Here is a 22,628-nt window from a genome sequence, read left to right as displayed (position 1 = left end):
TTTATTAATTGTCGTGATACGTGCGAAGCATTTGGCTTCGTACCGGGTGACGCAATTTACGGAGCGCCTTCGCCTCGATTTGACGGATACGTTCACGGGTAACATTGAACAGCTTGCCCACTTCTTCCAAAGTATGGTCTGATTTTTCCCCAATACCGAAACGTTTGCGCAAAACCTGTTCTTCCCTCGGTGTAAGGTCTGCCAAAACCGCAGCGATCTGTTCCGTGAGTTTTGTGTTCACAACCTCGTCAGCGGGAGCGACAGCCTTTTTATCTTCAATAAAATCGCCAAGGCTGGAATCTTCTTCATCCCCGATAGGCGTTTCCAGCGAAATGGGTTCTTTTGCTATTTTAAGGACTTTCTTCACTTTATCAACAGGATAATCCATTCTGTCCGCAATTTCTTCCGGCGTCGGATCGCGCCCGAGCTCCTGCACCAAGTACCGTGTCGTCCTGTGCAGTTTATTAATGGTTTCAATCATATGCACAGGAATACGAATGGTACGGGCTTGGTCCGCAATGGCGCGGGTAATCGCCTGACGTATCCACCATGTGGCATAGGTTGAAAACTTATAACCGCGCTGGTATTCGAACTTATCCACGGCTTTCATCAAGCCGATATTGCCTTCCTGAATTAAATCAAGGAATTGCAAGCCCCTATTCGTATATTTTTTCGCAATGCTGACAACCAGACGCAAATTGGAACGGATAAGTTCCTGTTTTGCACGCATGGCGGCATTCGTTCCCCTGCGGATACGCCACAAAACCTCTTCCAAATCGTCAACATCATGGCAGCACTTGTCACGCAGGCGATGGAGGCTTTCAATCTTACCCATGATAAGCTCTTTATAGGAAAACATTTTTTCCACGCTCATATTGAGTTCTTTGGCGGCATCCTGCATATTGATTTCTTTTCTTTCCAAGCTTAGGAAAAACGCTTCTATTTCTTCCTGCGTTTTTCCGGTATCAGCAATATAGGCGGCGATTTCACGTCCGTAATTACGCATTTGACGGACATAATCCTCAACGGTTTCAATAATGCGGTCAAGAAGAGCCTTTTCCAGTTTGATTTCACGCAAACGGTCAACGACGTCTTCTTTATATTCCAAGATTTCGTCTTGAATTTCACGCACTTGCCCGGAATTTAAATCACAGCACAAATCAAGCTTCGCATATACTTTTTGTTTTTTATTATAAACGCCTTTAATATCCAGCAATAAATTGATAACCCTTTGACGCTGATTCATTTCATCTTCGCAAGGATCATCCTCTTCAATGGTTTTTACGACATCTTTCAATTTAATTCTGTTTTGCTGCAAATCATTGCCGACACTGATAAGTTCTTCGACAGCAACGGGAACTTCGACAAGCGCATACAAAACATCCATTTCACCGATTTCAATCTTTTTAGCGATAACGACTTCGCCGTCCCTGTCAAGCAAAGGAACCGCGCCCATTTCACGCAGATACATGCGCACGGGGTCAGTATTTCTGGCGGCAAAATCCGTACTGTCATCACTTAACGTAAAATCGGTATTTAAATCGATATCATCATCAAGCGAAGAATCCAATGTATCGTCAAATACGGTATCGGAAGGCTCGGAATCCTGATCCGAACGGTTTTTCTTCAGAGCCTGTCCTTCTTTTTCACTATCGACAATGGCTATTTCCATAAATTCGAAAATACCGATAAGCTCTTCCATATTTTCGGAAGTCGCAAGCTCCGGCGGAAGACTTTTGCCTATTTCTTCAGCCATTAAATAGCCGACATTTCTTCCTTTCACCATGAGTTCTTTTATTTGAGGAACCTCTTTGAGGCTGTTAGACATTATTCCTCCCTTGTGCATATAATGCACGAAGATATGCTTTTTGTGAATCTTCGCCGCTTTCCCGAACTGCGGCGACAACAGACTGCACATAGGATTTCTTTTGTTTTGTTTGAATTAAATGAGCGATAGCCTGCAATTCCCCCTCTTCATTGTCGCGGGGAGGAACGCTTCTGCATTTAACCCAAAATGTTTTTTCCGAGTCATTCAAAAAAGCGAGAATTTCCTCTTCCGAATACTGCAGTAACTTATCCCAGTAAGCCTTTGCATTCGGCGATTCCAGGATAAGATCCGCCCCCATTTCCTGCAAAAACTGCAAACGATGGGGATAACGGGAAGCAACGGTTAAAATCTCCGCATCCATGGTTTTCTTTTTGGAAGCGGTTTTCGCCTGCCCGTTCGCTTGAAAATTCATACGGGTATTTTGAGTTTTTTTCTGTTCGACAACACCCAAGCGAAGCTCTGCTTCATCAATTCCAAGTCCCAATGCCAATTTGCTCGCCATAGGCTGAAAAAGTTCCGGCATTTCAATTTGTCCCAGGAACTCCCTTGACCATTCAATGGCATCTTTGGGGGAACGCTTTTTTAAGGTTTGAATGCAAAAACTCAAGCCTTCCGTACGGTTTTCCCGTAAATTTTCAAACAGTTCCTTTCCTTTTCCCTTTAATAGGCTGTCAATATCGTCTTCCGGAGGGAAAAGAACAACTTTGCAGCTGATGCCTTTCACAAGCAATTTACCGCAGGCTTTAAACGCCGCCTCGCGTCCCGGATTATCCCCGTCAAAAAGAAGTTCGACATTTTTTGACAATTCCGTAATCCGTTTCACCTGCTCTTCCGGAAAGCTTGTGCCAAGACACGCCACGGCATTGGTGTAACCGAATTGATATAAGGTCAACACGTCCATATATCCTTCGGTTATCATAATATTTTTTTGAGCAGTCACGCTCCTGCGCGCCACATCCAGCCCGAAAAGCTGCTGGCTTTTTTTATAAATGGGGGTGCCGTTGGTATTCAGGTATTTCGCACTTTCCCCGTCATCAAGGGCGGGAATGACACGCCCGCCGAAAGCGATGGTACGCCCGTTGACATCCCTGATAGGAAACATGAGCCTATTGCGGAACCTGTCATAATAGCGTCCGTTTTTGCTTTTCATAAGCAAACCGCATTCCGCCGCAATATCCAAATCAAAGCCGGAACGCTTAAATATATCGGCAAGCGCCTGCCAAGAATCCGAACTGAAACCGATGCCGAAACGTTCCAACGTTTCCGGAGCTATTTGCCGTTCCTGCACATACTTCCTGACAATATCGCTTTTTTGCAAATTTTGTCTGAAATGATGGGTTGCGATTTCATGCATTTTCATCATTTCCTGTTTATGGGAAACCTGCTTCGGGGCAAAATCGTTTCCTTTTTGGAATTTCGGCAATTCCACGCCTGTTTCTTCCGCAAGGGCTTCCAAACTCTCACGAAAATCCATGCCGTTCATGCGGCCGTAAAAATCGAATATGTCGCCTGCCGCCTGACAGCCGAAACAATAATACGTGCCTTCGTCCGCATTAACGGAAAACGACGGTTTTGTTTCTTGATGAAAAGGACAAGGAGCGACAAGCCTGTTGCCCATCGGACGCAATTCAAGATAACGGCGCGCCAAATCCACCATACTCAATTTCGCTTTAATTTCAGCAATAGCATCACGGGAAGTTCTTGCCATTTAAAGTCCTTTTAGCGGAATGTCGCCATAGTCATTCCGTCACCGCCGTTTTCTTCCGTCGCCAAAGAAAAACTTTCAATAACGGCATAGCCTTTCAAAACCTCATGCACAGCTTTACGCAAAGCCCCGGTGCCTCGTCCGTGGATAATTTCCACCGTATCGTAGCCGGCTAAAAGGGCGTTGTCCAAAAACTGGTTCAGCTCCGCAATAGCTAAATCAGCACGTTTTCCCCTCAAGTCAAGGGTTAAACCGGATTTAATTCGGGAAATATTCTGCGTCACGCTTCCCTTGGAAAGCGGCTTTGCAGGATTTCCAACAATTTCAACATCTTTAAATGATGCCCACATGGTGACACCACCTAAATTTATTTTAACTTTTTTCGCTTTTATGTCGGTTTCCTGCACGAACGCTTTTTTATTCCATGGTCTGTATGAAATTTCAACGCCAGCTTTCAACGCCGTTTCATCAACAGGAGCAAATTCTTCTTTTTCAGCCTCGTTCCTGCCCAATTCCGTGCGCAAAGAACCAAGCTTTTTCATGGCTTCTTTCGCGGAAATCTTTTCAGACTTCCATGCCCGCATGAGTTCCTGCGATTTTTCCCTAAATTCCACCTGCAGGGCTTGAACTTCCCTTTCATATTTTTCCTGCAGCTGCTCACGCTTTTGCTTTGTCTTCTGCAATTCCTTACGCAAATGCTCAAGCTCTTTTTCCCGTTCCACGGCAACAGCGTTTAATTTTGCAATCACACCGTCCTGTTCTTTCGTATCAACAAGCAAATACTGCGAAGCTTTTTCCAAAATAGCTTCGGAAAGACCGTGTTCTCTCGCCACATCCAAAGCCTTGCTTGCTCCGACTTGGTCATAAGCAAGCTTATACAAAGGCTTTTTGCTGTTTTCGTCAAATAAGACCGACGCCGCGCGCACGCCGTCATTGGTCAAGGCATACGTTTTTAATGCCGGAAAATGGGTTGCGCTCACTGCGTAACAGCGTTTTTCAAGCATACCGTCAAGCACTGCCTGCGCCAAAGCGGCACCTTGCGAAGGGTCGGTACCCGCACCAAATTCATCCAATAATAACAAGTAATTGCTGTCAAGCTCATCCCAAATGCCTGCCAAATGCCTGATTTGCCCCGTAAAAGTCGATACATGGTCATCAAGGCTTTGCTCATCGCCGATAAAAGCATGGATACGCGTCCAAAATACAATGCCCGACCCCTTCGCCACAGGAACCGGCAGCGCCGTCAAGCTCATAAGCCCGATAAGCCCCAAGGTTTTCAGGGCTACGGTTTTTCCACCGGAGTTTCCGCCGCTGATAACAAGCACCCTGTCATTTTGACGGAAAACCAAATCAATAGGCTGTACGGGAGCAGGCGATTTCTGTTTGTTATTTTCAAGAAGCAATAAAGGATGATACGCATTCATGAGGGAAAGCGTATGCCCGAAAGAAACGCAGTACCCTTCAAGCCCTTGCTCTTTTTTATGTTTGGCGACATACGCGGAGGAAAGCCCCAGTTTTGCCTCGTTCACATCAAGCAACACAAGAAAATCCCAAGCCTTCCTGATTCCCGCTTCCTCCTGCATGAACAAATCAGAAACAAGCAAAATGATTTTATTGATTTCTTCCCGCTCTTCCTGTTTGAGTTCCTGCAAACGATTATTCAAATCCACCAAAAACATGGGCTCAAAATAAAGGGTTTCCCCGGTGCGGGAATAATCATGGATAATCCCTTGCTGGCGGCCTTTGAAATTCGCTTTCAAAGGCAAAACATATCTGTCCCCCGCAATGGTCATATAATCATCTTGGAGATAATGCCCGATATTGTACTGCTCGCAATACTCCTTGACTTTTCTGAGGCAGCTTTGATGCAGAGAACGAAGCTCGTTCCGCACCAGCAAAAGTCCGGGACTGCTTTCGTCTTTAAAAGACGCATCATCGGCAATGCAGCGCATAAGAGCGGAATACGAACGTTCCGGAAACAAAAAATCATATTCAAGAGCAAGCAAAGGAAGTTCGTTTTCAAAATTATGCACGGAAACACAGGCGGATTTTGCAAGTTTTAAAACTTCGCGCATCGCCCAAAAATCTTCGGTATCGGGATGAAATGAATGTTCGGCGATTTTTTTCAAAAAAGGACTGACGTCCGGAAAATCATGCAGGGAAAACTCGCCCTTGCTTTTCCAAAGCCCGTATTCGTCAAAAACTTTTTGAAAATGTTCAATATCTGAAAGAGAAGAAAAAGGACGCAAAGAAAGAACAGCGTTTTTGCCTGCTTCCGAACGGCAAAACGATGCGGCATATTGCAAAATTTTAGAATACTCTAAAGCCTGTAAACTGAACTCATCCATAAAAAAATCAATACTGCGCTTATCCTTTTTGCAGCCGGGCTTTCACAGCTTCACTCACGAATTTTCCGTCAACCTGACCTTTATAAGCGTCCATGATGGATTTTATCACTTTGCCCATGGCTTTCATGCCCTCTGCAAGAAACGGCCCGCAGACCTTTTCAATAATGGCATGAATTTCTTCTTCCGAAAGCTGTTTTGGCAGATATTCCTGCAAAATTTCAAGTTCCGCCTGTTCCTTATCCGCCAGCTCGTTACGGCCGGCGCTTCTGAAAACTTCAATGGATTCTTGGCGCTGTTTCACCTGACGGAGCAAAACAGACATGTATTCGTCATCGGAAAGAGAAACAAGAGATTGCTTTAATTCAACCTGTCTGTTTTTTGCGGCGGTTTTTAAAAGCCGCAGGGTTTCCAAACGCACTTTTTCCTTGGCTTTATATGCGTCTACATAATCTTTTTCAATTCGTTCGGCAATGCTCATAGTCTTTCCTCACCAAATAGACAATAAAGTGAAAAAACCGAAAATCAACAAAAGAGACTTTCGGTTTATTTTTAGCTTAACTTATCCAATACCAAAAGGTATGCCAATCAAATTATGCCATGTTGATTTTGCGCATTTTTTTCATAAGGCGCTTGCGAGCCGCCGCCTTTTTCTTTTTACGCATAACGCTTGGTTTTTCAAAGTGTTGGCGTTTCTTCATTTCTGAAAGAATACCAGCTTTTTCGACTTGTTTTTTAAAGCGACGCAAAGCGAGATCGAAATTGTATTCGTCTTCGTTTAAAAATACTCCCGGCACTAAAATCACCACCTTTTTTGGTATGTTGTGTCACAAGGGAAATCATTCTTTCATCGGCATGACACATACGCTCAATTTGCGAGCGAGTAAATATTTTATAGTATTAAAATAAAAATGACAAGATTAAATTAACTTTTTTTAAATTTTAATGCTTGCAGCCCTGTTCTTCATTCTTCATATCCCTCACCGCACCGCGATGAACAAGAGCCAAACCAACGCCAAGCGCAATAAGCACCGCATAAAGCACACCAAAAAACACAACATGAGAAGGATCCCATAAAGGCAAATCCCAAGGAGCAGGACTATGGATAGTTTCACCCATTTGCATCCAATTCATAATACCCACCTCACAGCATGATATATTTCTTTTTTATATCCCGTTCTTTTCAAAAGGTCAAGTAAGAATTTTTTTGAATTTAACAAGCGCATATCTGATAATTGCCTGTTTTTATTTAGGCTTTTTAGCTTTACCCGTTATTTTATCAAGAGAAACCTCAAAAACGGCAGTTCTGTCCAAGGAGGCGGAAATATCTTTTTCCGCATTTTCCATATATTCAGGCAAATATTTTTCCGCAAGGGCAAAAAGTACGCTTTTTTTCCTTTGCGGATCAAGCACTTCTTTAACCCTGCCAAAAATAATGACACTTTCATAATACGTCGTGAAATTATGCGTATACACAGGCAGGGTTTTTCCGACAACCGCCAGCGAACAAAGGGAATTACAGGCTAAATTGCAGGCTTTATGCCCCTTACGCATACCGCTGTGAAAATAGATTTTTCCTTCAAAATACACGAAAGAAAGGGGAACGGCATACGGGATATTTTCTTTATCGACCGTAGCCATGACCAAATATTCGGCGTCACGCAAAACAGCTTCACAGTCAGCCTTTGAAATTTCCCTGTCTTTTCTTTTCATTTCAGGTAACGAACTAAACATAACGTTCTCCCGTGATATCTTTGTGAATTACCATTATTATGCTTGCTTACATTAAAAAATTATATTTGGCAAAAATGCCGATTTCTGATTTTTGGTATAAACAGGGTGGAAAAAACATTAAAGGCTACCTTGCCGGAAGACAAGATAGCCGTTGATAATTCTGGCTCCCCGAGACGGACTTGAACCGCCAACCTAGTGATTAACAGTCACCCGCTCTGCCTATTGAGCTATCGGGGAACAACAGAAGTTCAATTTACTAAAATCCATGTTTTTGTCAAGAAAAATTTTTATCCTTTTTATTAAAACCGTTGCCAAAAAATAAAACCTCCCCGAAAAATGAGGAGGTCGAGATAAGAAAAGGAACCTTGTCATTTTATAACCCGATAAACCCCGTGTCGGGTTATCAACGGACTATAAAATGAAACAATCATGCAATTTCAGCCTTAAACAAATGTTCACGAAGAGCGGAGCGGTATTTCAGCATCAAAGCGTCTTCAACCGGTTTCAAGCCTTGCAAACCTTGTGGCATTTCCGCTGTGACCTTATCAACGGCAATAGGAAGCTGGTGATCACCGCAAGCGTCAAAAACCATTTTTCCCGCACTGAGCGCCATGGCGCGGTCCGGCCAGCTTATTGCACCGCCGACAGTCAACGGACTTGCAAGATAACGGATTTCGGAATTTGCAAAACCTCTCGTCAATTCAATGGTTTTTGCAAGGTCCGCGCTGTCCATGGCTTGACCGTACAAGCTTTCATAAACACTGCTGTCGCCCAAAATATTGAGCTGCAATTTGGCAATGGCATTAAGAGCAAGCACTTTTTCAAGCAAAGCGCTGTTTCTGCCATCTGTCTGCATGCAAACAGTCAAACCGCCGTCAGCCAAATGTTTTACCAAGGTAAGGAAATTTTCTTCATGGTCTTTTGGACAGCAGGAAAGGTACAAACCGGAAATCCAGCCATGCAGCAAATCGCTGCGGGTCACCGCTCCGGAATGTTTCAAAGCGTCACCGGAAAGCATATAGGCGATGACTTCCCCGCTTCCCTGACGAATGACTTCCCCGTTGTAAAAGAGCGGAAACTCCACGCCTTCGGGATTGCGGTAGATTTTAGGACGGTTTGTTCTGTAAAAGGTATTGAATTTTTCGGCTTGCGCTTTAAAATCAATGGTATCGTATGCAATGCCGCGTTCATTTAAAAAGGCTTTAACAATTTTACAGCGAATGCAGTCAGGTGCTGTATACAAGGTAATATCCATAACAGATCCCTCTTTTGATACGGTTATTTTTTAAAGTTTCACGATTTTAACATCTTGATAATTCATACTATACAAAATTTTCATATAAAAATTGCAACATTAATTACAATTTCAGATTTTTTTTAAATTTTTGATAAAAAGAAACAGCTGTCAACCGACAGCCATTCCCGTCCTTATTTTTCCTCTGGGTCTTCAACGGAAGCGACACAAAGAGCGTTGCTTCCCTCATAAGGGGTACAGCCCTCAACCTCGACTTCCCGAACCCTGTCGCCAAAAGCGGCAGCACCCGGAACACGGAACGTAGCGACATCAAGAGGCACAACAGGTGTTTCCGCCGGTTTTTGAACTTGCGGAACCCATTCGTAAGGAACCCGATACGCACGGTAAACCATGTTCATCGGAACCAATTTTCCTTTGTAAGGAGAAATAAATTCCCAAACAAGCTCATGATTTTTCGTCACTTCCAGCAAACGTCCGTCGGACCCCTCGGTAATAAGCGTATTGCCGTTTGGCAAACGCTGCATGCCGCTGATGAACGGGCTGTAAAAACGGTTGGAATCCATAGGCATAAGGTGCCCCGCCTCAAAAGGCGTATACTGCCATACTATCTTCTTGCTTACGGGGTCTATTTCAAGCACGCGGGAATAATCGCGAAGAGCGGCTTTAACTCCGGTAGGAGCCCCAGGGTTCGGAGCATCGTAGCCTCCCCAGCCGCCGTTATCGAAAATTAAAATATTGCCGCCGCCCGGCAAGGTATGGGGAATCATGTGCGCATGGTGCTGTCCGATAATCCAGCCGATAGCTTTTTCCTCGGGGCTGGCGTTATAATCGGGACCGAGCTTCCAAACAATTTTACCCGTAGCTTTTTCAATAATGAAAACGATATTGGTTTCACGGCCGTCAGCAATGATATTGTCGGGGTGGAAACGGGTGTCGCCCTGCTCATACCATTTATTCGGTCCGAGCACGGACATGGAGTTGATATGCATCCAATCGCCCATGCCCTCCGGCTGCGTAGGGCGATAATTGGGATTGCGGCAAAGGGCGTTTTTAGCGGCTTCGCTGAAACCGAATTCTTCAAAATGGTCACTGCAGCGCCATTCCCAAACAATATCCCCGTCCCAGTCGACTTCCAAAATCACGTCGTCCAATAAAAGCTTGTCGGAAATTCTTTTGTTGCGAATATTTTTATGACAAAGAATAAGCGTGTTGCCCTCCAAAGATTTTGGCGCCGTATCGGGAGCGTAATAGCCTACGGAGCTTCCCTCCCGCTGAAAGTCATGGTGATAGCGCGCCATCCAGCGGGGCTCGTATCCGGGGTCTTCAATGTATTCATTGCGGTCAAATTTCCAAACTTCCTTGCCGTCCCAGTCAAGCTGCACGACATCTGTCTGGTCCTGCACGGAATATTTGCCGGTGCGGCGCCCGCGGCTTGTGACAAGATAACCGCCGGGGAAAATCTTATTGGGAAATCCGTGCACGCCTTTCCAGACATTATGCTCGCGCCCGTTCATATCCATAAGGACAGCGCCGACTTCCTGACCTTGAAAAACAGTCAAACCGTTCCAGCATTTTTCCGGATTGTAAATCGTGACACCGGTAGGATAAATAGTAGGATGACCCATAACATACCTCCAATTCTGTATGATTTATTTTTTTTATTATTTCATAATCCACTGCCACCATGGCACAGCGACGGCAAGCAAGAAGGGAACCGTCAAAATCATTCTTGCCGCAAGCACCTTGACCATGCTTCCGAAATGAATATAGCCGAAACCGTAAAAAATAAGCAAAACGGCATATTCATAAGGGAACAGATAATTATCGAACCCATATTTGAAAGAAAGATACATGATTCTCGGTTCAAGCCCCATCTGCACCCCGAGTTCGGCAAGAGGAGCGGAAAAAGAGGCGGTTGCGGCAAGCGGGGTCAGAATAAAGTTTCCGATAACCCCTACGACATACGAGCAGACACTTGCGCCATAAATACCGAGCCCTTCCATATAACCGAAAGTGCTGTCCGCCATCCATTGGGTCACTTTCAGATAATTGCCTGCGCTGCCGATGGCCATGCACCCCATGATGAAGAAAATGGGACAGAAATTGACTTCTTTGATTTTCTGCCCGTCCATAAGACTCACTCCGGGTAAAAAACTGACAGCGGCAAGAAAAACAAGCCCCATGCCGGGAGTAAGTCCATGCCATTTGTCCGTCATCAAAACTATCAGGGTGACAATGAGAAGCACCGTTGCGGTTTTTTCATCCCTGCGCATAGGTCCGAGTTCCGCATAACGGGCATACAGCGCCCTGCGAAGTTCTTCCTTATTCACTTTGCTCGGAAGCAAAACAACAACAATGGCGACGCTCATAACCGTAAAAACGGTTGCGGGAAGCAAATTCCAGCCGGCATACTGAAGCCAGCTCGTTTTCAAGCCCATGACGCCGTCAACCAAACTCATTCCAATAACCAAATCCCCGCCGCCGGTTAAAAACCCGTTTTTAGAGCTTGTCACAGCCAAAAACGCCACCAGCATGAGAGCTGTCGCTTCCCGTGACTGTTTCTTGAAATCCAAGGATTCGCAAAGACTGATGACGATGGAGCAAAAAATGACACCCTTGCCCGTTACCGCGGGAACGAGCGGATTGATAATATAAATCGCAAGCATAAGTCCCCAAACGGTTCCGATGAACGAACCGTCCATAAGCTTCATGCAGCCTAAACCAACCCGTTTTCCAAGACCGGTATCCTGCAAAATTTTACAAAAAATAAAACCGCCGATGACGATATTGGGTACATCGCCAAGCCAGTTATTATACGCGATTTTACCGGGAACACCGCAAAGAGCCATATAAAGCACAGGCAAGACAAGCCCGGTCGCCGTATCGTTGACAAGCTCGAAGCCCCATATGCAAACCATAAAAATCGTCACAGCCAAAAACATCGCCATTTCATGGGTCAATGTCTTTCCGTCAATGGGCAATGCAAAATACACGATAGCCGGTACGATAAGGCAAAAAAGCCACTTCAAAGCCGATTTGCCATTAAGTATTTTTTCCGTTGTCTGCGCCATAATGATTTCTCCTTATGAAAAGAGTGATTGGATGTGTTCATTTTTTCACATTAATTCTATCTAAACAGATTTATTAAAAAAAAAATGTAGTGCCGGCTACATTTTTATCTTTTTATTTATTTTTTTTTAATGTATGTTGTTTTTAAGGGGGGAAAATGGATAAAGACAAAGAGAAATCAATTCATGAGTTCAGTCAGATTTCATCGAATATGCAGGAATGGGACAAATATCTCCATTTGGCAGTTAAAATAAAACGCGCTAAAGGACAGGAACTTTTTGAAAGCGGTGAAATTTGGAACAAGCTCTATTTGCTCCAGACAGGAGAAGTCAAGCTCATACGCCTTTCCAATGACGGAAAAGAAAAAATCCTATGGCGCGGCATCGCCCCCTGTCTTTTGGGCGAGGGACCTTTTTTTGACGGACTTCCCACTCTTAGTTTTTTTGTCATCACAAAACCGAGCGTCTTATATTCTTTTTCAGCCGAAACCGTGTATTCCGTCTTATTAAAAGACCCGCTCATCGTCACTTCCATTCTCCGCAACCTTTCCCAAAAAGTCCGCCTTAACATCAATCAGAATTGCTGCCTGAGCTTTTCGGAACTTTCTTCGCGTATCTGCATGTATTTGTATCAAAGAATGCATATTTCGGAAAACAGGAAACAATTTTACGCCGTTCCGGAACTCACCCAGCAGGACCTCGCCAACCATTTATCCGTGCACAGGGTAACTCTGAACAAGACATTAAGATTTCTCGAACAGCAAGGAATTACCGGACCATACAACAGAAAATTGACATACATCCTCGACGTGGATTCTTTTTTAAACCTTATCCAATCATAATAATCAGAGATAACCATGAATAAAACATTTTTCAGAATCACCGTAACTGTTTTGTTTTTGTCTTTCATTCTCAATTTCTATCTTTTATACGAAGTCCATAAAAATAAGACCTTCTTCGAAGTGCAGAGCGAACATTTTGTCACCGTAGGCATTTTGAATGAAATATACCTCACAAGCGTACAGCTCAACCAACTTTCCCAAATGTATATCCGCACGGAAGACCAATATTATCTTAATAATTACACGAATATCACCAATCAAATGCTCGGCAAAAGCCCGCGGAGCAATAACAACCTCTTCCACATGAAAGTCCTGAAACTTGCGGATATCATAAAAACCAACCTTGCCGACAAGGAATATACACAGCAGCTGCTTGAAATGTATGCCGAACTTGAATTACAGCATGCCTTTCAGCAAAAAGCGATACAAGCCTTAAAAAACGACGACACCAGCCGTTATGAAGCCTTATCCGTTCTTACTTCCCAGAATTATCTGGACAGTCTTGCCGTTATCACCGATACATACGATACCATTATCAATAATACGCAGCATGTCGAGCCGAATTTTTCGCCTATCAATTTCGCTTTCATCCATTCGCTTGCGGCTCTTCTTTTCTTTTTCACCATTACGTTCATGTTCATCAAATTACGGCAAGGCTACAAGTCTTCAAAAATAAAAGATATTGACGAATATATCCACCTGCTCGTCGATTCCATGCCGTTTGTCAGCATTATTTTCAATGATAACGGAAAAGTCATTGACTGCAACAAAAAGCTTGTGGAATTGCTCGATTTGTCAAATGAAGAACAGTTTATCAACAATTTCAGGCAATATCTCGCGAAAGAACAGGAAGAAAAGCCTCTTTCACTTTTTATCGCCGAAAAAAACGAACTTATCAAAGAAAAAAGTATTTCCAGTTTCAAATGGATTTTTCTTGACGCAAGCGGGGCTCCCATCCCTTGCCAGGTAACAGCCATTTACCTTACGTATCTCAACAAGAATTTTTATATCTATTATGCGTTCAACTCCCAAAAGGAATTGGAAATGCAGGCGAAAATAAAAGAACAGGAAGAAAGAATCCAAGTCATGCTCGATTCCGCCCCTCTTTGCTGCACAATTTGGGATAAGGATTTCAAGCTTATCGACTGCAACTTCGAATCCGCCCGTTTCTTCAATTTCCAAACCAAACAAGAATTTATCGATAACTTTGAAAAACTGAACCCCATTTATCAGCCGGACGGACAGCTTTCCACTGAAAAGCATTTGCAGCTGCTCAAAAAATCCTTTCAAAGCGGCTATAAAACCTTTGAATGGCTGCACCAGGATTTGGAGCACAACCTCATTCCCTGCCACATAACGTTCACACGGATCAACTATAAGAATACGAATGTCATTATCAGCTATGCCCGTGACCTCAGGGAAGAAAAAACAATGTTCAACAAGCTGAAAAAGAAGCAGACCGAACTTATCGAGGCAAAACTCAAATCAGAGCGGGAAGCAAAAGCGAAAAGCGACTTTTTAGCCATAATGAGCCACGAAATTCGTACGCCGCTCAATATAATCATCAATGTTTTCGGACTGTTGGCAGAAATCAGAATCGATGAAAAAAATGATGATTTCGTGCAAAAAGGTCTTTCTTCCGCAACCCTTTTGCTGCATACCATCAATGATATTCTGGACTATTCGAAAATCGAAGCGGGACAACTGCATATCGAGCATATTCCTTTTTCTCTGAACGAGCTTATTAAAAATATCCATAATCTCTTCAGCCTGCAAATGGAACAGAAAGGAATCACCTATATTATCGATAAAGAGCAGGAAGTTGAAGACTCATGGCTTGGCGACCCCATACGCATCACGCAAATTCTCAACAACCTCATCAATAACGCCTATAAATTCACCGAAACAGGGTCTATCACATTAAAAATAAGCAAAATTTCCAAATCAGACATTGACGACAAAACAATAGTTCTGCTCCGTTTTGAAGTCATGGATACGGGTATCGGCATCACGGAAGAACAAATTGAAAAAATATTCTCGCCGTTCATGCAGGCTGACACGTCAACCACGAGAAAATACGGCGGAACAGGGCTCGGACTCAGCATTTCCAAAAACCTCGCCTCGCTGATGGAGGGTCAATTATCCTGCACGAGCAAAGTCGGCGAAGGAACAAACTTTTCTTTGGAAATTCCTCTTGAATTCAATAAGGACAAAGTCACAACGAACCAGGAAAGCCTCAATGAATATGATGAAAACATATTGAAAAACTTATCGATCCTATTGGTTGAGGATAATCCCATCAATACGCTTATCGCCGCGGAATTATTGAAGAAAAAGAAAATTATCGTCGATACCGCAAGCAACGGGCTTGAAGCCATTAAAAAAATCCATGACCAAACCTACGATGTTATTTTAATGGATATCCAAATGCCGGATATGGACGGAATTACCGCGACCAAAATTATCAGGCAGGAACTCAAAATCCAAACCCCCATCATCGCCATGACCGCAAACGTATTGGAAGAAGACAAGAAACTTTATATGCAAAGCGGCTTCAACAGCCACATAGGCAAGCCTATCGTTCCTATAAACCTCTATAAAACCCTTATCGAATTTGCTCCCCGCTGACGCACTGCCGGAACATTTTCCGCATAATTTAAAAAAGTGCTTGCCCGTCTTGCCGAAATAATGTAGTCTTCTTTAAACTCGTATAAGTTTATGGAGGTTTCATTATGGCTAGATTTACCATACCCCGTGATGTGTATTACGGAAAAAACGCTCTTGACGAGCTTAAAACCATTAACGGCAAAAAAGCTATCGTTGTTGTCGGCGGCGGTTCCATGAAAAGAGCCGGCTTTCTGGATAAGGTTGTCAATAATCTGAAAGAGGCGGGACTTGAAACATTGCTTTTTGAAAATGTCGAACCGGACCCATCCATCACCACCGTTATGAACGGCGCAAAAGCCATGCGCGAATTTGAACCCGACTGGATTGTTGCCATCGGCGGCGGCTCACCGATTGACGCGGCAAAAGCCATGTGGCTGTTCTATGAATATCCCGACACAAAATTTGAAGACGCCGTCAAACCTTTCAGCTTGCCGGCCCTTCGCACCAAAGCGCGCTTCATCGCTATTCCCTCAACTTCCGGAACAGCGACGGAAGTAACGGCGTTCTCCGTCATTACCGACTACGACAAGGGTATCAAATATCCTTTGGCTGACTTCAACCTCACTCCGGACATCGCCATCATCGACCCCGCCATTGCGGAAACAATGCCGCCAAAGCTCACCGCCCATACGGGCATGGACGCGCTCACCCATGCCGTTGAAGCCTATGTTTCCACCGCAAACAGTGTTTTCACAAACCCTCTTGCAATGAAAGCCATTGATATTATCAAAGACAACCTTGAAAAATCCTATAAGGGCGATATGGCTGCAAGGGAACAAATGCACTATGCGCAATGCCTCGCCGGCATGGCATTTTCCAACGGCTTGCTTGGCATAGTCCACTCCATGGCTCACAAAACCGGCGCTGTTTTCAAAAACGGCCATGTTGTCCACGGTGCCGCCAATGCGATGTATTTGCCTTACGTCATTCAATACAACGCTAAAAATCCCGCAACGGCAAAACGTTATGCCAATATTGCGACTTTGTGGGGCATTGAATACAAAACAACGGAAGAAGCCGTGCAAAAACTTTGCGATGCAATCCAAAATTTAAGCAAGGCGTTAAACATTCCGTTATGCCTCAAAGATTATGAAAACGACATGGTTCCTGAAGACGAATTTTTAGCCAAACTTCCCGATATTGCTAAAAATGCCCTTTTAGACGCCTGCACGCTTTCAAACCCGCGCCAGCCGAACCATGAAGAAATGGAAAAAGTGCTGAAATGCGCTTACTACGGAACAAAAGTTGATTTCTAGGCAATAAACGTATTTTTCCAAAACAACATCCCCTTTCACAGGCAAACCTATGGGAGGGGATTTTTCGTGCCGTCACATATTATTCTTTATATTTCAAAATTTATCATATTAATTTATATAGTTATATTGTAACATTATAAAAATTGAATTAAAATATTCATATAAGAATATTCAGACCGAAAAATATTTCTTTCAACCATTTCTTATTTATTGACAGAATAAAACATTTTTAAATTTCATTTTTTCATGCATATTTTAAAAATACTGTTGACATAATATTCTTATAAGAATATTATATAAATAACTAATTACAATACATACATTTTTTTCAAAGAGCACGCTATGAAAGAAATAAAAAATCTCGGCAAAAAAATAAAAAGCTTAAGAAAAAAAAACAATATCACCCTTACCCGCTTATCGGAGCTTTCAGGCGTTTCACAGGGTTATCTCTCCCGCATTGAAAACGGAAAACACGACCCCACCTTTTCCGTTCTTTTGCAAATCGCACGGGCTTTGCAAATTCAAATCGGCATGCTCTATGAGGAAAAACCGCAAAAGAACGACCATATAAATATCATCAGAAAAGCGCAAAGAATCAAACGCGAACAACCGGAAAAGGATTACAGCCATTTCGAATTTCCGACAACAATCAAAAACCGCAAAATGCGTGCCTATATAACGGAACCGAGTTTCACACCCATTCATGTCACGGGAAACGATGAAAGAACCTATTTTGTTCTTGAAGGGCAATTCCTTTTGAATGATGAGATACTGCAGGAAGGCGACCTTGCCTATATCGATACGGACACTCCGCATTCCGGGGCGAGCCATGGTGAAAAAAAAGCACGGGTCTTATCCGTGATTTATAGTTATGACACATAAAAATCAACAAAAAAAAACGGAGGCTGAACCATGTCTGATTTCCCTTATCTCAAAATCAAACATTATATCAACGGTGCTTGGAAAGAGGAAACAGGTGTTAAAACCGAACCTCTTTACAATCCCTCAACAGGCGAAGTGATCGGCGAAGTGCCCATGGCAAGTTCCGAACTGGCGAAAGAAGCCATCGCAATAGCGGATGAAGCTTACAAAACATGGAGCAAACTCCCTGTGGCGAAACGGATGACGTATATTTACAAAATCCGCCAAGGCATGGTTGACAACCACGAAAAACTCGCCAGAGCGATCGCGTACGACCAAGCGAAACACATATCCGAAGCCCGCGGCGAAGTTCAGCGTGTCATTGAAATTCTGGAATCCGCGGCTTGTGTTCCTTCAACCATTCAGGGCGAATACTTAGACCAAGTCGCCAACAATATTTCCGCCCGCGTCATCAAACAATCCTTAGGCGTATTCGGCGGTGTCGCGCCGTTCAACTTCCCGGCGCTTGTTTTCGGCTGGTTCATTCCTTACGCCATTGCGGCAGGCAACACATTCATTTTCAAACCCTCCACGCAATCTCCGTACTTCATGCAAATCATGTGTGAAATCTTTATGGAAACCGGGCTTCCTGCCGGTGTTGTCAACGTTATCCACGGTCGCCGCGACATTGCGGAATCATGGTATGACGACAGCAGAATAGCGGGCGTTTGCTTGGTCGGCTCAACCCCGACCGCTAAAAAAATGGCGGAAGGCTGCGCAAGAGGCGCAAAACGTTCCATGCTGCTCGGCGGAGCGAAAAACATGCTTCTTGTCATGGAAGATGCGAATATGGACGTCTTCATTACCAACTACCTCAACTCCTGCTACGGTTCCGCGGGACAACGCTGTCTTGCGGGATCCATTGTCGCGGCTGTGCCGGAAATTTATGACGAAGTTCTTGAACGCATGATTGAAGCCGCCAAAACCGTAAAAGTGGGTGATGCGTTTGATCCGGATGTTTATATGGGACCGCTCATTTCCCAAAAAGCAGTGCAAAACGTCCATAACTATATCGATATTGCTTTAAAACACGGTCAAGGCTGCCAGCTTGTTCTTGACGGAAGAAATATTCCATTGCCGGAAAAAAATAAAAACGGCTTCTTTGTCGGACCGAGCATCATCAAAGACGTCACCCCGTGCAACCCGCTTTTCACCACGGAAGTGTTCGGTCCTCTTGTCGCAACGATTAAAGTCGCCGATATGGACGACGCTTTGGAACTTGTCCGCCGTTCAGAATTTGGCAACGGCGCTTGTATCTTCACCCAAAATATGCATTATGCGGAAACGTTCAGCCGTGAAGCCAATGTCGGCATGGTCGGCGTAAACGTCGGCATTTGCGCTCCTCATCCATACGTTCCGTTTGGCGGCATTAAGGGCTCGCTCATCGGCACCAATAAAGCGCAGGGCAAAAACGGCATCGACTTCTTCACGCAGAATAAAGTCATCACTGTCCGCACCCATCATCCGAAAGGTCCGGACCACAAACCGCAAAACGCTTCCGTCCGTTCCTGCGTAGCTTCCTGATTTCGCTTCATACGGTCTTTAACAATCTTTCTCTCCGGAACGATCCGGAGAGAAAGGTTTCCCTTTAGCCTTTACCGTCCATTTTTTTGATACTTTTTTACCAATCGAGAGGTTATTATGGCTAATATTCAAAATGTTTCATTGGAAAGAACGCTTTCTCCCACCCAAGTTTGGGCATTGGCATTAGGCTCTATTGTCGGCTGGGGCTGTTTTGTTTTACCCGGTGACAAATTCCTGCCGGAAGCCGGACCTCTTGCGGCATTGATCGGGTTCGCAATCGGTACATTGCTGCTCTGTTTCGTCGCTGTTTCTTACAGCTACATGATCCGATACGCCCCAGTGGCAGGCGGCGAATACGCCTATGCCTATATCGGTTACGGGCCGACCAACGCATTCATTTGCGGCTGGGCATTGGTGCTTGGCTATATTTCGATTATTGCCATCAACATTTCCGCCTTAGCCCTTCTCTGCCGCTTCCTCCTTCCGGGAGTCTTTGAGGTGGGAGAGCTTTACACGCTGGCGGGCTGGAAAATTTACACGGGTGAAGTCATCCTGATGATCTGCACAGTCTTGTTCTTCGGCATACTCAACTACCGCGGTATCAGCTTTGCGGGAACATTCCAAGTCATCCTCGCCTTTATGCTCAGCGCAGGCATTTTGCTTCTTTTCTTCGGCACATTCACCATTGACAGTTTCGCGCTCAGCAACACAACACCGGTCTTTGCGGAAAGCAGAGCTCCTATCCTCTCCATTCTCTCCATTGTCGCAATTTCGCCTTTCCTGTTTGTCGGTTTTGATACTGTTCCCCAAGCTTCGGAAGAATTTAACTTCTCCCCTGACAAATCAAAAAAAATCATGATCTTCGCCATTATCTGGGGGGGCATTCTCTATTCCATGGTGACATTCGCCGTATCTACCGCTATGCCGTATCCTGATATGCTTGCAAAAATGGGAAATTTGAAAAATGCCGGAAAAACCGCATGGGCAACCGGGGAAGTGTGCCGCATGGCTTACGGCAACCTAGGCGCCGTTATTTTGGCATGTGCCGTTCTTGGCGCGGTATGCACCGGTATCAACGGTTTTTATGTCGCAACAACACGATTGCTTCTCAGCATGGCACGCGGGCATATCCTGCCAAAATGGTTCGGGGATATTCACCCGTATTACCGCACTCCGTATAAAGCCATTCTCTTCACAATCTGCTTGGTTTTGCTCACTCCGTTTGCCGGACGCGCCGTTGTAGGCTGGATTGTTGACATGTCTTCCGTCGGCACCGCTGTCGCCTACCTTTTCACCTGCCTGACGGCTATCAAAGTATTGAAACATGCCCGTTCCGCCCAAGCGCCGATAATCTGTTCATGGCTTGGAGCGTTTACTTCCGTCGCCTGCATGGCTCTGCTTTTAATTCCCGGTTCGCCCGCCTATATCAGCGCTCCGTCCCGCTGGATCATGGTGATTTGGATAGCCATGGGCATAATTTTCTACTTCATCTCCAAATCGCACTGGATCACGTTGACCGAAGAAGAAAGGAAGACGAGCATATTGGGACGAAACGACCTGCCGATTTTCTTCGATAACAAATAATTTTTAATAGAAAAAAACTTCCTCTGCCGAGGAAGTTTTTTTTGGCTCTCAAAATACACGTCATACCGCTGCGAATTTTTTAAACAATTCTTCTATATCCGGACTTTTCATACAAGAACTCATAATGGCACCGCCATAAGCCCCGGTCCCGTAAAGAGCCGGCATGTTATCGGGACTTACTCCCCCAAGACCGAAAACCGGTATTTTCTTATCAACCGCTTTACAAACGGAAGATAAAAACTCCAAACCGCGGGGGGCTAATCCTTTCTTGCAGTCCGTAGGAAAAACATGCCCCGCAAGAATGTGCGAAACAGAAATGCCTTTAGGATGCCGCACAATATATTCCGCTTCTTCCGCGCTATGGACGGAAATACCCACCGGCACGGGGCTTTCCCTCAATTCTCGGTAAGCTTGGAAAGAAAGCTGTATTCCAAGCCCGAGTCCGCAAGCCAATTCATAGTGCCCGTTCAAAAAGAAAGGGCTTGAATATTTTTTAGCCACGGGCAAGAGCTTCAAAGCCAACTCTTCATATTCTCCGGCAGATAAACTTTTTTCCCGTAAAATAAAGGCGAACACACCTTGTTTTAAAATTTTTTCCGTACGTACGAAAAAATCTTCCGCGCACGATTCTTTCTGGCTGATACAAATAAGTTTTTTCATTTTTCCCTTCATGCGCGAAAACCTGTCTTGCTTTTCCGGAACAAAACAGGTTCTTTCCTTATATGCCGCGGCAAACAGCAAAAATCGTCAAACATACAAATAATCCGTCATGGCGGATTGCAAACCGAGGGATTGAATTTTTTCGACAATTTCATCAACGCTTCTGTCGTCGGAAATAATGAACTGCGCGTCGCCTTTTTCTTCTTCGCTGTGCCCGCCGACACTCGTTTTCACTCCGGCGGAAATACGCGTCGCGCAAATATTAATCACATTATTTCTGAAATTAGCACCCTCACGCGTGGAAATATTTATTCCTGCAAAAGGCATGAACAGACGATAGGCGCACATAATCTGCAAAAGCTGTCTTTCATGCACATCCTTGGGGTTGATGGTGTCATCATTGACGATAGGACGTAAACGGGGGCAGGAAAAAGAAACTTCCGCATGAGGATATTTTTTTTGTACATAATAGGCATGAAGTCCGGTTGCAAAGGCATCTTTTCTAAAATCGTCAAGCCCGAGCAGCGCTCCGAAGCCGACACCGCGCATGCCGCCCATTAAAGCGCGCTCCTGAGCATAAAAACGGTAAGGATAAACTTTTTTCGGTCCTGACAAATGCACTTCATCATATTTTTCCGGATTGTACGTTTCCTGATACACAGAAACAAAATCGGCGCCCGCTTCATGCAAAATCCGGTATTCGCCGCTGTTCATGGGATACACTTCAATCCCAACGGTAGTGAAATATTTACGGGCTGTTTTGCATGCTTCCGCAATAAATTCCACGGAAGATTTAACCCTGTGTTCACCCGTCAAGAGCAAAATCTCCTGCAGACCGGTTGCGGAAATGGAGCGGAGTTCCTCCTCGATTTCCTCAAAACTCAAATTACCCCGCTGTATTTTATTTTTGCAATTATATCCGCAATAAACACAGTTATTTGCGCAATAATTCGCAATATACAGGGGAGTATACAAACAAACGGTGTTTCCAAAACGCTTCCGGGTTTCAACTTGCGCCTTCCGGGCTATTTCCTCAAGAAAATCCGACGCGGCAGGAGAAAGCAGCGCCGCATAATCGCGTATTGTTATGGATAAATAATCCTTTTTCAAAGCTTCACGCACGTCTGCGGCAGTGAAACCGTCAAAATCGACGCCCGCCGTTTCCCCAAGCACGCGCTCAAGCATGCTGTGGTCCTCAAGCTTTTCCATATTGGGCAAATATTTAAAACTCATTTTCAG

General features: G+C 44.5%; 18 protein-coding genes and 1 tRNA gene. 6 read left to right on the top strand and 13 right to left on the bottom strand.

Annotated features, from left to right (window positions below; genetic code table 11):
* Window positions 1–4: 4 nt before the first annotated feature.
* From rpoD to JBF11_RS00600, 11 genes are all read right to left on the bottom strand, one after another.
* Window positions 5–1,828: an RNA polymerase sigma factor RpoD gene (rpoD, locus tag JBF11_RS00650; protein ID WP_334315463.1), complete on the bottom strand. Its 1,824-nt coding sequence runs from the start codon at window positions 1,826–1,828 to the stop codon at window positions 5–7.
* Window positions 1,821–3,536 (bottom strand): DNA primase, encoded by a 1,716-nt coding sequence (dnaG, locus tag JBF11_RS00645; RefSeq protein WP_334315462.1) that lies wholly within the window; start codon window positions 3,534–3,536, stop codon window positions 1,821–1,823. Before dnaG ends, rpoD begins: the two co-directional genes overlap by 8 nt.
* Window positions 3,537–3,547: 11 nt before the next feature.
* Entirely contained in the window at window positions 3,548–5,881 is a 2,334-nt protein-coding gene (locus JBF11_RS00640; RefSeq protein WP_334315461.1) for an endonuclease MutS2, read from the bottom strand.
* A gap of 19 nt (window positions 5,882–5,900) precedes the next feature.
* Window positions 5,901–6,359: a GatB/YqeY domain-containing protein gene (locus tag JBF11_RS00635; RefSeq protein WP_334315460.1), complete on the bottom strand. Its 459-nt coding sequence runs from the start codon at window positions 6,357–6,359 to the stop codon at window positions 5,901–5,903.
* Between the two features lie 112 nt (window positions 6,360–6,471).
* Window positions 6,472–6,675: a 30S ribosomal protein S21 gene (gene rpsU, locus JBF11_RS00630; protein WP_334315459.1), complete on the bottom strand. Its 204-nt coding sequence runs from the start codon at window positions 6,673–6,675 to the stop codon at window positions 6,472–6,474.
* A gap of 145 nt (window positions 6,676–6,820) precedes the next feature.
* A complete protein-coding gene (locus tag JBF11_RS00625; protein WP_417168622.1) occupies window positions 6,821–7,012 on the bottom strand; it encodes a hypothetical protein in 192 nt (63 codons plus the stop codon).
* Between the two features lie 111 nt (window positions 7,013–7,123).
* Window positions 7,124–7,612, bottom strand: coding sequence for a pyridoxamine 5'-phosphate oxidase family protein (locus tag JBF11_RS00620; protein WP_334315458.1), 489 nt, complete (start codon window positions 7,610–7,612; stop codon window positions 7,124–7,126).
* Between the two features lie 161 nt (window positions 7,613–7,773).
* Window positions 7,774–7,849, bottom strand: a tRNA-Asn gene (locus JBF11_RS00615).
* A gap of 190 nt (window positions 7,850–8,039) precedes the next feature.
* Window positions 8,040–8,867, bottom strand: coding sequence for a glutaredoxin family protein (locus JBF11_RS00610; protein WP_334315457.1), 828 nt, complete (start codon window positions 8,865–8,867; stop codon window positions 8,040–8,042).
* 173 nt (window positions 8,868–9,040) lie between these two features.
* Window positions 9,041–10,492 carry an aryl-sulfate sulfotransferase gene (locus tag JBF11_RS00605; RefSeq protein WP_334315456.1) on the bottom strand — a complete coding sequence of 484 codons (1,452 nt, stop codon included), beginning with the start codon at window positions 10,490–10,492 and terminating at the stop codon, window positions 9,041–9,043.
* Between the two features lie 36 nt (window positions 10,493–10,528).
* Complete coding sequence (locus tag JBF11_RS00600) at window positions 10,529–11,938, bottom strand: SLC13 family permease (RefSeq protein WP_334315455.1); 1,410 nt, start codon at window positions 11,936–11,938, stop codon at window positions 10,529–10,531.
* 155 nt (window positions 11,939–12,093) lie between these two features.
* On the opposite strand from JBF11_RS00600, the gene JBF11_RS00595 reads away from it, so the two are divergent.
* The 6 genes from JBF11_RS00595 to JBF11_RS00570 all read left to right on the top strand — a co-directional run bounded on the left by JBF11_RS00595 (window position 12,094) and on the right by JBF11_RS00570 (window position 20,729).
* Window positions 12,094–12,777: a Crp/Fnr family transcriptional regulator gene (locus tag JBF11_RS00595; protein WP_334315454.1), complete on the top strand. Its 684-nt coding sequence runs from the start codon at window positions 12,094–12,096 to the stop codon at window positions 12,775–12,777.
* A 15-nt stretch (window positions 12,778–12,792) separates the two neighbouring features.
* The gene (locus JBF11_RS00590) at window positions 12,793–15,405 is read left to right on the top strand and encodes an ATP-binding protein (RefSeq protein WP_334315453.1); all 2,613 of its coding nucleotides are present in this window, start codon (window positions 12,793–12,795) and stop codon (window positions 15,403–15,405) included.
* A 104-nt stretch (window positions 15,406–15,509) separates the two neighbouring features.
* Entirely contained in the window at window positions 15,510–16,700 is a 1,191-nt protein-coding gene (locus JBF11_RS00585) for an iron-containing alcohol dehydrogenase (RefSeq protein WP_334315452.1), read from the top strand.
* Window positions 16,701–17,042: 342 nt separating this feature from the next.
* A complete protein-coding gene (locus JBF11_RS00580; RefSeq protein WP_334315451.1) occupies window positions 17,043–17,582 on the top strand; it encodes a helix-turn-helix domain-containing protein in 540 nt (179 codons plus the stop codon).
* Between the two features lie 30 nt (window positions 17,583–17,612).
* On the top strand, window positions 17,613–19,145 hold the full coding sequence (locus JBF11_RS00575; protein WP_334315450.1) for an aldehyde dehydrogenase family protein: 1,533 nt from the start codon (window positions 17,613–17,615) through the stop codon (window positions 19,143–19,145).
* A gap of 117 nt (window positions 19,146–19,262) precedes the next feature.
* Window positions 19,263–20,729 carry an APC family permease gene (locus JBF11_RS00570; protein WP_334315449.1) on the top strand — a complete coding sequence of 489 codons (1,467 nt, stop codon included), beginning with the start codon at window positions 19,263–19,265 and terminating at the stop codon, window positions 20,727–20,729.
* A gap of 60 nt (window positions 20,730–20,789) precedes the next feature.
* On the opposite strand, the gene JBF11_RS00565 is transcribed toward JBF11_RS00570, so the two are convergent.
* Both JBF11_RS00565 and thiH read right to left on the bottom strand, forming a co-directional pair.
* Entirely contained in the window at window positions 20,790–21,389 is a 600-nt protein-coding gene (locus JBF11_RS00565) for a thiamine phosphate synthase (protein WP_334315448.1), read from the bottom strand.
* An 87-nt stretch (window positions 21,390–21,476) separates the two neighbouring features.
* Window positions 21,477–22,622, bottom strand: coding sequence for a 2-iminoacetate synthase ThiH (thiH, locus tag JBF11_RS00560; protein WP_334315447.1), 1,146 nt, complete (start codon window positions 22,620–22,622; stop codon window positions 21,477–21,479).
* Window positions 22,623–22,628 lie beyond the last annotated feature (6 nt).

It is taken from the genome of Taurinivorans muris (assembly GCF_025232395.1).
GTDB classification, from domain to species: domain Bacteria; phylum Desulfobacterota; class Desulfovibrionia; order Desulfovibrionales; family Desulfovibrionaceae; genus Taurinivorans; species Taurinivorans muris.
Note: the sequence above shows the minus strand (reverse complement) of the source record. Positions and strands in the feature narration are given on the sequence as shown.

What these genes read in the sequence shown, in the direction of transcription:
- rpoD (WP_334315463.1), bottom strand. Translation starts at nt 1,828, where the DNA reads ATGTCTAACAGCCTCAAAGAGGTTCCTCAAATAAAAGAACTCATGGTG.
- dnaG (WP_334315462.1), bottom strand. Translation starts at nt 3,536, where the DNA reads ATGGCAAGAACTTCCCGTGATGCTATTGCTGAAATTAAAGCGAAATTG.
- JBF11_RS00640 (WP_334315461.1), bottom strand. Translation starts at nt 5,881, where the DNA reads ATGGATGAGTTCAGTTTACAGGCTTTAGAGTATTCTAAAATTTTGCAA.
- JBF11_RS00635 (WP_334315460.1), bottom strand. Translation starts at nt 6,359, where the DNA reads ATGAGCATTGCCGAACGAATTGAAAAAGATTATGTAGACGCATATAAA.
- JBF11_RS00625 (WP_417168622.1), bottom strand. Translation starts at nt 7,012, where the DNA reads ATGAATTGGATGCAAATGGGTGAAACTATCCATAGTCCTGCTCCTTGG.
- JBF11_RS00620 (WP_334315458.1), bottom strand. Translation starts at nt 7,612, where the DNA reads ATGTTTAGTTCGTTACCTGAAATGAAAAGAAAAGACAGGGAAATTTCA.
- JBF11_RS00610 (WP_334315457.1), bottom strand. Translation starts at nt 8,867, where the DNA reads ATGGATATTACCTTGTATACAGCACCTGACTGCATTCGCTGTAAAATT.
- JBF11_RS00605 (WP_334315456.1), bottom strand. Translation starts at nt 10,492, where the DNA reads ATGGGTCATCCTACTATTTATCCTACCGGTGTCACGATTTACAATCCG.
- JBF11_RS00600 (WP_334315455.1), bottom strand. Translation starts at nt 11,938, where the DNA reads ATGGCGCAGACAACGGAAAAAATACTTAATGGCAAATCGGCTTTGAAG.
- JBF11_RS00595 (WP_334315454.1), top strand. Translation starts at nt 12,094, where the DNA reads ATGGATAAAGACAAAGAGAAATCAATTCATGAGTTCAGTCAGATTTCA.
- JBF11_RS00590 (WP_334315453.1), top strand. Translation starts at nt 12,793, where the DNA reads ATGAATAAAACATTTTTCAGAATCACCGTAACTGTTTTGTTTTTGTCT.
- JBF11_RS00585 (WP_334315452.1), top strand. Translation starts at nt 15,510, where the DNA reads ATGGCTAGATTTACCATACCCCGTGATGTGTATTACGGAAAAAACGCT.
- JBF11_RS00580 (WP_334315451.1), top strand. Translation starts at nt 17,043, where the DNA reads ATGAAAGAAATAAAAAATCTCGGCAAAAAAATAAAAAGCTTAAGAAAA.
- JBF11_RS00575 (WP_334315450.1), top strand. Translation starts at nt 17,613, where the DNA reads ATGTCTGATTTCCCTTATCTCAAAATCAAACATTATATCAACGGTGCT.
- JBF11_RS00570 (WP_334315449.1), top strand. Translation starts at nt 19,263, where the DNA reads ATGGCTAATATTCAAAATGTTTCATTGGAAAGAACGCTTTCTCCCACC.
- JBF11_RS00565 (WP_334315448.1), bottom strand. Translation starts at nt 21,389, where the DNA reads ATGAAAAAACTTATTTGTATCAGCCAGAAAGAATCGTGCGCGGAAGAT.
- thiH (WP_334315447.1), bottom strand. Translation starts at nt 22,622, where the DNA reads ATGAGTTTTAAATATTTGCCCAATATGGAAAAGCTTGAGGACCACAGC.